This is a genomic window from Ralstonia sp. 25mfcol4.1, assembly GCF_900104095.1.
GTDB lineage: Bacteria > Pseudomonadota > Gammaproteobacteria > Burkholderiales > Burkholderiaceae > Cupriavidus.
Map to the genome: position 1 here is coordinate 83,068 of NZ_FNJO01000001.1, position 13,669 is coordinate 96,736.

Consider the following 13,669-nt stretch of genomic DNA (forward strand, 5'->3'; position numbering starts at 1 on the left):
TCAGTGGGCGGAAGCCGGCAGGCTGGCCGGGATCGGCGCATCCACGGTCGGCTTGCCGGCGATGGTGCGGAACACGTTGTAGGCCATGATGAACATGCCACCCAGGAAGCACAGGCCACCGGCCAGACGGATCAGGTAGAACGGATACTTGGCCTTGACCGCCTCCACGAACGCGTAGGTCAGCGTGCCGTCCGGCTGCGTGGCGCGCCACATCAGCCCTTCCATCACACCGGCGATCCACATCGAGGCGATATAGAGCACCACGCCGATCGTGGCCACCCAGAAGTGCAACTCGATCAGACGCGTGCTGTACATCTGCTTTTCACCGAACAGGCGCGGGATCAGGTAGTAGAGCGAGCCAATCGAAATCATCGCGACCCAGCCCAGCGCGCCCGAATGGACGTGGCCGATCGTCCAGTCCGTGTAGTGCGACAGCGCATTCACGGTCTTGATCGACATCATCGAGCCCTCGAACGTGGCCATGCCGTAGAACGACAGCGCCACCACCAGGAACTTGAGGATCGGGTCGGTGCGCAGCTTGTGCCAGGCACCGGACATGGTCATGATCCCGTTGATCATGCCGCCCCACGACGGCGCGAGCAGGATCAGCGAGAACACCATGCCCAGCGACTGTGCCCAGTCGGGCAGCGCGGTGTATTGCAGATGGTGCGGGCCGGCCCACATGTAGGTGAAGTTGAGCGCCCAGAAGTGGACGATCGACAGGCGATAGGAATAGATCGGACGCTCGGCCTGCTTCGGGATGAAGTAGTACATCATGCCCAGGAAGCTGGTGGTCAGGAAGAAGCCCACGGCGTTGTGGCCGTACCACCACTGGATCATGGCGTCCTGCACACCCGCATAGGCGGAATACGACTTCCACATCGACGCCGGCATCTCGATGTTGTTGACGATATGCAGGATGGCGATGGTCAGGATGTAGGCGCCGAAGAACCAGTTGGCCACGTAGATGTGCCGGGTCTTGCGCTTGACAATCGTGCCGAAAAAGACGATGGCGTAGGCCACCCATACCAGCGTGATCAGGATGTCGATCGGCCATTCGAGCTCGGCATACTCCTTCGAGCTCGTGATGCCCATTGGCAGCGTGATCGCGGCGGCCACGATGACGATCTGCCAGCCCCAGAACGTGAATGCCGCGAGCGGCCCGCAGAACAGGCGCGCCTGGCAGGTGCGCTGCACCACGTAATACGACGTGGCAAACAACGCGCTGCCGCCAAATGCGAAGATCACCGCATTGGTATGCAGCGGCCGCAGTCGGCCGAACGACAGCCACGGCGTATTGAAATTCAGATCCGGCCAGATCAATTGCGCCGCAAGCAGAACGCCTACGGCCATGCCGACGATGCCCCAGACCACGGTCATGACGGCAAACTGCCGCACTACACCGTAGTTGAAGGTGTCGACGCGTGGAGACGCGGTGGTGACAGCCATTCAGACCCCCAAGCTAAGTAAGAATAAACCTATTGACTGTGTGACTTTAGAAAAACAGAGCGCTCGTCGTGTTGACTTCAATCAATCCTTACGCACCACGCACGAACTGTTTTCGCCGGGTAATGTCTGTGCACCGGTCTTGCACCAGGACGCATTGGCCCGATTCGCCCTACCGGGCATGTTCGGGCCGCTGCGGCTTGTCGTTATCGAGCAGGATGGCTTCGGCGGGCCGGTCCAGGTCGTCGTATTGACCCGCATGCAGCGCCCACCACAAGACCCCGGCGATCAATGCCACCAGCACCAGGCTCATCGGCACCAACAGATATAGCGTTTCCATCAGGACTCCCCATCCGGCGCTTCGGGTGCCGCTGCCTTGACGCGCAGCAACCGCCACGCATTGGCCACAACCAGCAGCGACGACACCGACATGCCGATCCCGGCCATCCAGGCCGTAACGTGACCCGTCGCGGCCAGCGGGATGGCCACCACGTTGTAGGCGAAGGCCCAGCCGAGGTTCTGTCGCACCACGCGGCGGGCGCGACGGGCAGCCGCGACGGCGGTCGCGATCTCCGCCACCCCGCCGTGCGTCAGCACCGCATCGGCCCCTGCCTGCGCCAGCGGCGCGCCGCTACCGATGGCAATCGATACCTGCGCCTGCGCCAGCACCGGGGCATCGTTGATGCCGTCGCCCACGGCCAGCACCACCGCACCGCGTTGCTGCAGCGCGGCCACGTACTCGCGCTTGCCTTCGGGTGTCACGGCGCCGAGGGCGGTAGCCATGCCGAAACGGTCGGCCCACCAGCGCACGGCCGCCATCTCATCGCCCGACACGAGGTGGCAGCGCACGCCAAGCGAATCCAGCGCGCGAAGCAATGCACGGGTCTGGCCGCGCTCGACATCGGCGAGCAGGAAGCAGGCGAGCGGGCCCGTGGCGTCGCCCAGCCACACCTGCGTGGCGCCCGGGTGACTCTCGTGCCCCCATTCGCCGGCGTCCGCGCTGGAGGAGAGCGCGGCCACGTACGCGCGTCGCCCAAGGCGAAGCCGGCAACCGTCGACCGACGCTTCGAGCCCCTGCCCCGGCACATTGCGCAGGTCGCTCACTGTGGGTCGACCCGTGCCCGCGTCGTCGCAAGATTCGGCAAACGCCCGTGCAATCGGATGCTCGCCGCCACGCTCCATGGCGGCCGCGACGCGTCGGCAACCCTGCGCATCGAGTGCCCCGAAAGTCTGTGTGGAAACCAGCGCGAAGCGGCCTTCAGTCAGCGTGCCGGTCTTGTCGAGCACTACGTCGGTCACCCGCGCCAATGCTTCGAGCGCATGCGCGCGTGTCAGCAACATCCCGCGCCGCGACAGCGCCGCCCCCGCGGCCGCCAGCGCGGCCGGCGTGGCCAGCGACAGCGCACAGGGACAGCTGACAACCAGCACCGCCACCGTCACCAGCAACGCGCGCGACGGATCGATCCACAGCGCCCAGACCGCCCCGGTCGCCACCGCCATGATCAGCAGCGTGCCGACGAACCAGCCGGCCACGCGATCGGCCACTTGCGCCAGCCTCGGCTTGTCCGCCAGCGCCCGGTCCAGCACGGCGACGATCTCGGCCAGACGCGTTTGCGCGCCAATACGCTCGATACGTATTTCCAGCGGGCTGGCGGCATTGAAGCAGCCCGCCAGCACGGCGTCGCCCGCCACGCGCTTCACCGGCCGCGCCTCGCCCGTCAGCATTGATTCATCGAGCTCGCTCGCGCCGGCCAGCACCACGCCGTCGGCGGGCACGATCTCGCCGGCCTTGACGCGAATACGGTCTCCCGGCTGCAATCTGGCGACCGGAATGCGCTCGCCCGCCCCGCCGGCCTGCGCCAGCCGCTCGCAGGTGGCCGGCAACTGCCGCGCCAGCATTTCCGCGCCGCTGCGCGATGCCTGGCGCACCCGCAGTTCCAGGTAGCGCGCCAGCAACAGGAACGCGACAAACATCGTCACGGAATCGAAATAGACCTCGCCCACGCCGCGCGCGGTGGCCACGGCGCTGGCCAGGAACCCTGCCGCCACGCCGATGGCGACCGGCACGTCCATGCCCATGTGGCGGTGGCGCAGCGACCGCCAGGCGCCGGCAAAGATCGGCCACGCGGAATAGAGAACGACCGGAACGGTCAGGGCGAAGCTGGCCCAGCGCATCAATTGCAGTTGGCCGGGATCGATGGTGGCCTCATGCGTGTAGAGGGGCCACGCGTACATCATCACCTGCATCATGCCGAGCATGGCCACCGCCATCCGCATCAGCAGGCTGCGGCGTTCGCGGCGGTCCTGCTGGTCGGAGCGCGACACTTCGAACGGCCACGCTGCATAGCCGATATCGGCCAGGCTGGACAGCAGGTTGGCCACGCCTTGCGAGGCGTCGCGCCACCGCACGACGACGCGGCGCGTCGCCACGTTGGCCACCACCGATTCCACCCCGTCGAGCCGCCCGAGATGCTGTTCGATCAGCCAGGCGCAGGCAGCACAGCGGATGTTTTCCGGCGCCAGCGTCACCTCGGAACGGCCCTCTCCCGCCGGTCGCACGAACTGGCCGCGCAGTTCCGGGCTGTCGTAGGCCGCCCAGACCGGCTCGGCTTCGCGCCGCGCTTCGGCGTCGATCGGACGCGCAAAGCGCGTGACATCGCCATAGAGATGGCCGAAACCGCCCGCGTGCAGCGTCTGCGCCAGGGTCTGGCAGCCACCGCAGCAGAAGGCGCGCGGCTGGCCGTCAATCTGGACGACAAACGGCGCGGCGCCCGTCAGCGGCTGGCCGCAATGGAAACAATCGGTGGAATCTGAGGCTGTTGATGCAGAAGACGCCGTTGCCCGCCCGGCAGAAGGGGCGTCCGAATGGTCGGCAAAGGTACTGGCCGGAACGGCGGCAGATACCAGACCTGGCGCGAAGGGGGCGGGAGTTGGAGACGACATGGCGCGCTTTTATTACCCAGTGGATACTAGGTACCTTGCGCGCGCCCTACCTTGATACAAATCAAACTTGGGGAAACACTCCCAAAATTGCTTCCCGCAGGTGTCCGGCAAACAACGGAGGCCGGCCGGATGCCTTGACGTGCCCTGACTTCAGGTCGGTCAGGTCAGCGAGGTATCCATCACCCGGCGTTCCGACTCCAGGTACTCCCGCGACTGCATCTCGATGATCCGCGACACGGTCCGGTGGAACTCGTTGGCCATCTGCCCTTCCGTGTACAGCTCGTCGGCCGGCACTTCGGCAGAGATCAGCAGCTTGACCTTGTGGTCGTAGAACACGTCGATCAGCCAGGTGAAGCGGCGCGCCTCCGACGACATCCGCGGCGTCATCTTCGGCACGTCCGAAAGAATCACGGTGTGGAATTGCGAGGCAATTTCCAGATAGTCGTTCTGCGAACGCGGTCCGCCGCACAGCGTGGCGAAATCGAACCAGACCACGCCGTTGGCCTTGCGCAGCGCCTTGATCTCGCGATGCTCGATATGGAGAATCGGCGATTCGTCGGCGGTACCGGCGATCGACACGAACGCGTCGCGCAGTGCGGCGCTGGCCTCACGGCCCAGCGGCGTGTGGTACGCCTGCACCTGTTCCAGCGCCCGCTTCCGGTAATCGATCCCGGCGTCAACGTTCAGGACGTCGAGCTTCGTCTGCAGAAGCTGGATGGCCGGCAGCACGCGGTCGCGGTGGAGGCCGTCCGGGTACAACAGGTCCGGGCGATAGTTCGAGGTCATCACGAACTGCACGCCGTTGTCGAACAGCTGCTGCAGCAGGCGGTGCAGGATCATGGCATCCGCCACGTCGCTGACGTGAAATTCGTCGAAACAGATCAGACGGAAACGGCGCGCGATGCGCCTGGCCAGCTCGTCGAGCGGATCGGGGCGACCCCGCAGCTCCTCGAGCTCGCGATGCACCTCGCGCATGAATTCGTGGAAATGCAGCCGGGTCTTGCGCACCACCGGCACGCAGGAATAGAAGCTGTCCATCAGGAACGACTTGCCGCGCCCCACCCCACCCCACAGGTACACGCCCTTGGGCACGTCAGGGTGTACCAGCAGCTTCTTCAGCGCGTTGTTGCGGCGGCTTTTGTACGCCACCCACTCGTCGTAGCACTGCTGCAGCCGGGCCACGGCGCGCAATTGCGCCTCGTCGGACTGGTAGCCGCGCTGCTTGAGTTCGTGTTCGTAAAACTCGGTGACGTTCATGTCGGGGCTCGGAAATGCCGGGGTGCTTCAAGCGAAAACGGCGCGCCGCAGGAATCGCGGCGCGCCGGTGTTCACCAGGAGGTGAACGGGTATTACATGTTCAGCTGACGCTTGTCGACGGCCAGCGCCGCTTCGCGCATGACTTCCGACATCGACGGGTGCGGGTGGCAGACGCGACCGATGTCTTCGCTTGCGGCCTTGAACTCCATGGCCACCACGGCTTCGGCGATCAGGTCCGAAGCATTGGCTGCCACGATGTGCACGCCCAGGATCTCGTCGGTCTTGGCGTCCGCCAGCATCTTGACGAAGCCGTCGGCTGCGCCCATGCCCAGTGCACGGCCATTGGCCATGAACGGGAACTGGCCCGACTTGTACTCGCGGCCTTCGGCCTTGAGCTGTTGCTCGGTCTTGCCGACCCACGCGATTTCCGGGAACGTGTAGATGACCCAGGGAACCGTGTTGAAGTCGATGTGCGGCTTCTGGCCAACGATGCGCTCGGCCACGGCCACGCCTTCGTCTTCGGCCTTGTGCGCCAGCATCGGGCCACGCACCACGTCGCCGATTGCCCAGATGCCCGGCACCTTGGTCTGGCAGTGGTCGTCGACTTCGATGAAGCCACGTTGATCCACGCCCAGGCCAACCGCTTCCAGGCCCAGGTTGTCGGTGTTCGGCACGCGGCCAACCGATACGATCAGACGATCGACCTCGAGCGTCTGGTCCTTGCCGTCCTTGTCGGTGTAGGCAACGGTGACGTTGTCCTTGCCGGTCTTGACTTCGTTGACCTTGACGCTCAGGTGGAACTTCAGGCCCTGCTTGGTCAGCAGCTTCTGGGCTTCCTTGGCCACGCCTTCGTCGGCGGCGCCCAGGAACGCGGGCAACGCTTCGAGCACGGTCACGTCGGCACCCAGGCGGCGCCAGACCGAACCGAGTTCCAGGCCGATCACGCCGGCGCCAATCACGCCCAGCTTCTTCGGTACCGTCTCAAACTTCAGCGCGCCTTCGTTGTCGCTGATCAGCTTGTTGTCGACGGGGATACCGGGCAGATGGCGGGCCTTCGAACCCGTGGCGATGATGACCTGCTTGGCAGTCAGCGTTTCGCCGTTCACTTCGACCTGGAAGCCTTCAGCGGCCTTGCCGGCGAACTTGCCGTAGCCCTTGAACAGCGTGACCTTGTTCTTGCGGAACAGGAACTCGATGCCCTTGGTCATCTTGCCGACGATGTCATCCTTGCGCTTGAGCATCTTGGCCACGTCGACCTTGATGTCACCCACGGTGATGCCGTGGTCGGCCAGGTGGTGCGAGGCGTTCTCGAACTCTTCCGAGGAAGCCAGCAGCGCCTTGGACGGGATGCAGCCCACGTTCAGGCAGGTGCCACCCAGGCGGGCTTCGCCCTTGGGATCGTCATAGGCGTTGCCTTCCAGGCAGGCCACGTTCAGGCCCAGCTGGGCAGCACGGATGGCGGCGATGTAGCCGCCGGGGCCGGCGCCGATCACCAGCACGTCGAATTGTTTGCTCATGGGAAATATCTCTTTGGCACGTCATGCCTGCGCCAATATGGCAGGCATCCGGCGGCATCGTGCAGATGCGCTCGCCGGGTCCCCGCACCGCGGCGCGGGGACGACGACAAACGAAAGACGGAGTGTCTGTCTGGGGACAGGACCGATTACAGGTCCAGCAGCAGGCGGGCCGGATCTTCCAGGGCTTCCTTCATGGCCACCAGACCCAGGACGGCTTCGCGGCCGTCGATGATACGGTGGTCATAGGACATGGCCAGGTAGTTCATCGGACGGATCACGATCTGACCGTCTTCCACCACGGCGCGGTCCTTGGTGGCGTGAACGCCCAGGATGGCCGATTGCGGCGGGTTGATGATCGGGGTCGACAGCATCGAACCGAACGTACCGCCGTTCGAGATCGAGAACGTACCGCCGGTCAGGTCGTCCAGCGACAGCTTGCCGTCACGGGCCTTGGCGCCGAATTCGGCAATCTTCTTCTCGATGTCGGCCAGGCTCATCTGGTCGGCGTTGCGCAGGATCGGCACCACCAGGCCACGCGGCGAGCCGACGGCGATACCGATGTCGAAGTAGCCATGGTAGACGATGTCATTGCCATCAACCGAAGCGTTGATGATCGGGTACTTCTTCAGCGCATGGACGGCGGCCTTCACGAAGAACGACATGAAGCCCAGCTTCACGCCGTGTTCCTTCTCGAAGCGATCCTTGTACTTGTTACGCAGATCCATGACCGGCTTCATGTTCACTTCGTTGAACGTGGTCAGGATGGCGTTGGTCGATTGCGACTGCACCAGGCGCTCGGCGATACGGGCGCGCAGGCGGCTCATCGGTACGCGCTCTTCCGGGCGGTCGCCCAGCGCGGCGAAGTCGACCTGGGCCGACACTTGCGGCAGCGCCGGCTTGGCAGCGGCCGGAGCCGGTGCAGCCTTGGCGGCCGGGGCCGAACCAGCAGCCAGCACGTCGCCCTTGGTGATACGGCCGTCCTTGCCGGTGCCGGCCACTTGCGAGGCCGACAGGCCGCCTTCGGCCATCAGCTTGGCAGCCGACGGCATGGCGATGGCGCCAGCCGCGGCGGGAGCGGCAGCCGGGGCAGCGGCCGGGGCCGGTGCGGCGGCAGCAGGAGCCGGGGCGGCAGCGGCCGGAGCGGCGGCGCCAGCAGTGGCTGCCGTGTCGATCTTGGCGATGATTTCGTCAGCAACGACAGTGTCGCCGTCGTTCTTGACAATCTGCGACAGCACGCCAGCCGACGGGGCCGGCACTTCCAGCACAACCTTGTCCGTTTCGATTTCGATCAGGATTTCGTCCTGAGCAACGGCTTCGCCCGGCTTCTTCTTCCAGTTCAGCATGGTCGCTTCGGCGACCGATTCAGACAGTTGCGGAACCTTGACGTCAACAATAGCCATGGTTTGTTAAATCCTCGATGTATGCGTGTGTGTTTCGTTTCAGGCAGGCAGTCCCGCGGCGCGCATCCCTGTGCGCCGCCGCGGGGTACCAACGAATTACTTGGTCAGAACAAAGCCCTTGAGCTTGGAGAACGCGGCTTCCAGCAACGCCTTCTGTTGCTCGTTGTGCTTTGCGTAGTAGCCCACCGCCGGCGAAGCCGAGGCGGGGCGACCGGCATAACCGAGCTTCTGGCCTTCCGTCATGTTTTCCATGATGTAGTGCTGGACGAAGAACCAGGCGCCCTGGTTCTGCGGTTCGTCCTGGCACCACACGATTTCGGTCGCGCCGGGGTATTTCTTGAGTTCCGCGGCCACGGCCTTGTGCGGGAACGGATACAGCTGCTCCAGGCGGATGATCGCGGTGTCGGTCGCCTCGCGTTCCTTGCGGGTGTTGACCAGGTCGTAGTAGACCTTGCCCGAGCACATGATCACGCGCTTGACCTTGCTGGCGTTCAGTTCCTCGTGATCGGGGATCACGGTCTCGAAATGGCCCTTGGCCAGATCGGACAGCGGCGACACGGCGTCCTTGCTGCGCAGCAGCGACTTCGGCGTCATGATCACCAGCGGCTTGCGGAACAGACGGATCATCTGGCGACGCAGCAGGTGGAAGATCTGGGCCGGCGTGGTCGGCTGGACCACCTGCATGTTGTGGTCTGCGCAGAGCTGCAGGAAACGCTCGATACGGGCCGAGCTGTGTTCCGGACCCTGGCCTTCGTAGCCGTGCGGCAGCATCATCGTCAGGCCCGAGGCGCGGCCCCACTTCACTTCACCCGACGAAATGAACTGGTCGATCACCACCTGGGCGCCGTTGACGAAGTCGCCGAACTGGGCTTCCCAGATCACCAGCGCGTTCGGTTCGGCGGTCGAGTAGCCGTATTCGAAGCCGAGCACGGCCTCTTCCGACAGCACCGAGTCGATCACCGTGAACGGTGCCTGGTTGTCAGACACGTTCTGCAGCGGCACGTACGAGCCGGCATCCCAGCGTTCGCGACCCTGGTCGTGCAGCACGGCGTGACGGTGCGTGAAGGTACCGCGGCCGGCATCCTGGCCGGTGATACGCACCGGGTAGCCCGAAGCGACCAGCGAGGCGAAGGCCAGGTGTTCACCCATGCCCCAGTCCAGCATCTGCTCGCCCTTGCCCATGTTGGAACGGTCCTTGATGACCTTGTCCACCAGCGGGTGCAGCTTGAGCTGTTCCGGAATCGTGGTGATGCGCTCGGCCAGACGCTTCAGTTCCGTCATCGGAACGGCGGTGTCGGCGGCATCGGTCCACTTGCGGTTCAGGAACGGCATCCAGTCCACGGCGAACTTGTTCTTGAAGTTCGACAGGACCGGGTCGACCGTGTGCTTGCCAGCATCCATGGCAGCACGATAGCCCTTGACCAGCTCGTCGCCGAAGTCGGCAGCGGTCAGATTCTGGGCCACCAGCTTGTCGGCGTACAGCTTGCGCGTACCCGGGTGCTGGCCGATCTTCTTGTACATCAGCGGCTGCGTCATGGCAGGGGTGTCCTGCTCGTTGTGACCCAGCTTGCGGAAGCAGATGATGTCGACCACGACATCCTTGTTGAATTCCATGCGGAAATCAACGGCCAGCTGCATGGCGTACACGACGGCTTCGGGATCGTCGCCGTTCACGTGCAGCACCGGGGCCTCGATCATCTTGACCACGTCCGTGCAATACAGCGTCGAACGCGCATCGCGGGGGTCCGAGGTCGTGAAGCCGATCTGGTTGTTGATGACGATGTGCATCGTGCCGCCCGTGCCGTAGCCGCGGGTCTGCGCGAGGTTCAGCGTTTCCATCACCACGCCCTGGCCGGCAAAGGCGGCGTCGCCGTGCACCTGCACCGGCAGCACTTCCTTGTGACCAGCGTCGCCACGGCGTTCCTGGCGGGCCTTCGACGAGCCTTCCACCACCGGGTTGACGATTTCCAGGTGCGACGGGTTGAACGCGAGCGACAGGTGAACCGGGCCGCCTTCGGTCGAGACATCGCTCGAGAAGCCCTTGTGGTACTTCACGTCACCGGCCGGCAGGTCGTCGACGTGCTTGCCTTCGAATTCGGCGAACAGGTCGGCCGGCATCTTGCCGAGCGTGTTGACCAGCACATTCAGACGGCCGCGGTGGGCCATGCCGATCACGATTTCCTGCACGCCCTTGGTACCGGCGTGCTGGATCAGTTCGTCCATTGCGGCGATGAAGCTCTCGCCACCTTCCAGCGAGAAACGCTTCTGGCCGACGTACTTGGTGTGGAGGAATCGCTCCAGGCCTTCGGCTGCGGTCAGGCGGTCGAGGATGTGCTTCTTCTTCTCCAGCGTGAACACGGGCTTGGAACGCGTGGTTTCCAGGCGCTCCTGCCACCAGCGTTTCTGCGCCTGGTCGCTCACGTACATGAACTCGGCGCCGATGGTGCCGCAGTAGGTCTCACGGAGGTTGTTGAGCAGCTCGCGCAGGCTCATCGACTCCTTGCCGAAATACGTGTTGCTGGCATTGAAGACGATGTCGAGGTCGGCCTCGGAAAAACCGTAGAACGCCGGATCCAGGTCAGGCAGGGGCGGACGCTCCTGGCGCTTGAGCGGATCGAGGTCGGCCCAGTGCGAACCGATGTTGCGGTAGGCGGCGATCAGCTGCGTGGCAGCGACGCGCTTGCGACCCATGTCGGAGTCGGCCGAGGCAACGATGGTCTTGATGGGGCCCGCCTTGGCGCGCTCGGCGAACGAGGCGACGATCGGTGCGTGGGGGATATCGCGGGCGTTGGAACCATCCACAGCCGGGACATTCTGCATCGCGTCGAAGTACGCGCGCCAGTTGTCGGGAACCGAGCTGGGATTCTGGAGATAGGCCTCGTACAGCTCTTCCACATAGGGGGCGTTGCCGCCGAAGAGGTACGAATTGCTTTGATACTGCTGCATCATGGGGCGCTCACTATTCTCCGGGTATGCCGGAGTTAAGCGGGTTCATCAACCTTCCGCGACACGGCCTGACCGGTTAGCGGATTGCAAACAACTCTTGGGGGCCCTGCGGTTACCACCTTGAACGAACGGCACCCGGGGGTGCCGTCTGTCTCGGTCTCGCCGCCAGACCCAAAAGGGCAAGTTGTGCGGGAAGGACCTAAGTCTTCACTCGCGGAGCATAGCATGTAATCCCCCAGACAGTGGGGACTTTTCGTGATGCAAAATCGAGACAGTTTGTCCAGGAACGTTACGGCTGCGATTCGATCTGGTCGACCGCATCGGTAATCAGGCCATCGAGCCCCCAGGACAACAGATCCCGCGCGCGGGACGGGTCGTTGACCGTGTAGCACAACGCCTTGAAGCCGGCGGCGTGGGCGTCGGCGATGACCTTGGCGTCGAGTTCGCGATGATTCGAGTCGAGCGCCACGCAGTCCAGACGCCGCAACCGGTCGAGCCAGTCGGCAGGCAGCTTGTCCAGCAGCAATGCACGCGGCAGGCCCGGCGCGGCCAGCCGTGCGGCTTCGAGCGCAACCTCGGAAAACGACGATAGCAGCGGCGGCACCGCAGCATCCTTCCACAATGAAAGTGCGTCAAGCGCCACAGCGGCGCCAGTGCGATCTTCGGCACCCGGCACCGGCTTGATCTCGATATTCACCAGGTAGCCGTTGGCCTGCGTATAGCGGGCGATGGCCGACAGCGTCGGCACCGGCTCGCCGGCAAAAGCCGGGCTGTGCCAGCTGCCGGCGTCCAGCAGGGCGATCTCGCCAAGCGTCAGCGCATCGACGCGCCCATGGCCGGACGTGGTCCGGTCCAGCGTGGCGTCGTGCATCAGCACGGGCTTGCCATCGCCGGACAGCTTCACGTCGAACTCGAACATCCGGTAGCCAAACGACGCGCCGTGGCGAAAGGCCGCCAGCGTATTCTCGGGCGCCAGCTTGCCGGCGCCACGGTGCGCGATATGGCGCGGATACGGCCAGTTCGTCCGGATATCGCTCATGCCAGCGCCTCGATCCGCTTGCCATGCTGCATGTCGAAGAAATGCAGGTGGTCAGCCGACGCCGTGATCGGCAGCCTGTCGCCGGCACGCACCGGCATATGGCTGTCCAGCCGCACCACGACCGGCTGGCCGCCGAGCGTGCCATAGGCGAACGAGTCGGCGCCCAGCGCCTCGACCACGCGCACATCGACCTCGGCAATCGCCTCGTGCGTCGCGCATGGCTCGATGTGTTCGGGGCGCAGCCCCATCAGCGCCTGCTCCGGCAGGTGCAGGCCCATCGGCAGATGACCCAGCGTGGCCGCCGCGCCCTGCCCTTCCTTCGGCAGCACGCGCATCTGCGCCTCGCCGCCATTGGTGCCCTGCCCCGAGCCATTGCGCGCCACCGGCACCAGGTTCATCGGCGGCGAGCCGATAAAGCTGGCCACGAACGTGCTGGCCGGGCGGGAATAGACTTCCAGCGGCGTGCCGATCTGCTCCACACGTCCGCCGTTGAGCACCATCATGCGGTCGGCCAGCGTCATGGCCTCGACCTGGTCGTGGGTCACGTACATGCTGGTGGTCTTCAGGCGGCGATGCAGGTCCTTCAGCTCCAGCCGCATCTGCACGCGAAGCTTGGCATCGAGGTTCGACAGCGGCTCATCGAACAGGAACACCGCCGGTTCGCGCACGATGGCGCGGCCCATGGCCACGCGCTGGCGCTGGCCGCCCGACAGCGCGCGGGGCTTGCGTTCGAGCAGCGGCGCCAGTTCCAGGATGCCAGCCGCGTGCGTCACCCGCTGCTCGATCTCGGCCTTCGACATGCCGCGGATCTTGAGGCCGTACGCCATGTTGTCGTAGACGCTCATGTGCGGATACAGCGCGTAGTTCTGGAACACCATCGCGATGTCGCGCTCGGCCGGCTCCAGGTCGTTCACGACCTTGTCACCGATATGCACCTCGCCTCCGGTGATGGTTTCGAGCCCCGCCACCATGCGCAGCAGCGTGGACTTGCCGCAGCCGGACGGGCCGACGATCACGATGAACTCGCCGTCGGCGATTTCCATATCGATGCCATGCACCACCTGGGTGCCGCCGGCGTAGGTCTTCTGTACGTTTCGAAGAGACAGCTTTGCCATGTCTGA

The 13,669-nt window shown here is 64.7% G+C and carries 9 protein-coding genes; all 9 read right to left on the reverse strand.

What is annotated here, in order from left to right; genetic code table 11:
* Positions 1-1,449, reverse strand: a complete 1,449-nt coding sequence (gene ccoN, locus BLQ58_RS00380; RefSeq protein WP_066733671.1) for a cytochrome-c oxidase, cbb3-type subunit I — start codon at positions 1,447-1,449, stop codon at positions 1-3.
* 169 nt (positions 1,450-1,618) lie between these two features.
* A complete protein-coding gene (gene ccoS / locus BLQ58_RS00385; RefSeq protein ID WP_092594056.1) occupies positions 1,619-1,786 on the reverse strand; it encodes a cbb3-type cytochrome oxidase assembly protein CcoS in 168 nt (55 codons plus the stop codon).
* The gene (locus tag BLQ58_RS00390; protein WP_092594057.1) at positions 1,786-4,389 is read right to left on the reverse strand and encodes a heavy metal translocating P-type ATPase; all 2,604 of its coding nucleotides are present in this window, start codon (positions 4,387-4,389) and stop codon (positions 1,786-1,788) included. The genes ccoS and BLQ58_RS00390 overlap by 1 nt, the downstream gene beginning before the upstream one ends.
* A gap of 159 nt (positions 4,390-4,548) precedes the next feature.
* Complete coding sequence (zapE, locus tag BLQ58_RS00395; protein WP_066733675.1) at positions 4,549-5,646, reverse strand: cell division protein ZapE; 1,098 nt, start codon at positions 5,644-5,646, stop codon at positions 4,549-4,551.
* 92 nt (positions 5,647-5,738) lie between these two features.
* Positions 5,739-7,163, reverse strand: coding sequence for a dihydrolipoyl dehydrogenase (lpdA, locus tag BLQ58_RS00400; RefSeq protein WP_092594058.1), 1,425 nt, complete (start codon positions 7,161-7,163; stop codon positions 5,739-5,741).
* A 146-nt stretch (positions 7,164-7,309) separates the two neighbouring features.
* Complete coding sequence (odhB, locus tag BLQ58_RS00405) at positions 7,310-8,563, reverse strand: 2-oxoglutarate dehydrogenase complex dihydrolipoyllysine-residue succinyltransferase (RefSeq protein ID WP_092594059.1); 1,254 nt, start codon at positions 8,561-8,563, stop codon at positions 7,310-7,312.
* A gap of 96 nt (positions 8,564-8,659) precedes the next feature.
* Positions 8,660-11,512, reverse strand: coding sequence for a 2-oxoglutarate dehydrogenase E1 component (locus BLQ58_RS00410; protein WP_092594060.1), 2,853 nt, complete (start codon positions 11,510-11,512; stop codon positions 8,660-8,662).
* 286 nt (positions 11,513-11,798) lie between these two features.
* Positions 11,799-12,548 carry a glycerophosphodiester phosphodiesterase gene (gene ugpQ, locus BLQ58_RS00415; RefSeq protein ID WP_092594061.1) on the reverse strand — a complete coding sequence of 250 codons (750 nt, stop codon included), beginning with the start codon at positions 12,546-12,548 and terminating at the stop codon, positions 11,799-11,801.
* Positions 12,545-13,663: a sn-glycerol-3-phosphate import ATP-binding protein UgpC gene (locus tag BLQ58_RS00420; RefSeq protein ID WP_092594062.1), complete on the reverse strand. Its 1,119-nt coding sequence runs from the start codon at positions 13,661-13,663 to the stop codon at positions 12,545-12,547. The genes ugpQ and BLQ58_RS00420 overlap by 4 nt, the downstream gene beginning before the upstream one ends.
* Positions 13,664-13,669 lie beyond the last annotated feature (6 nt).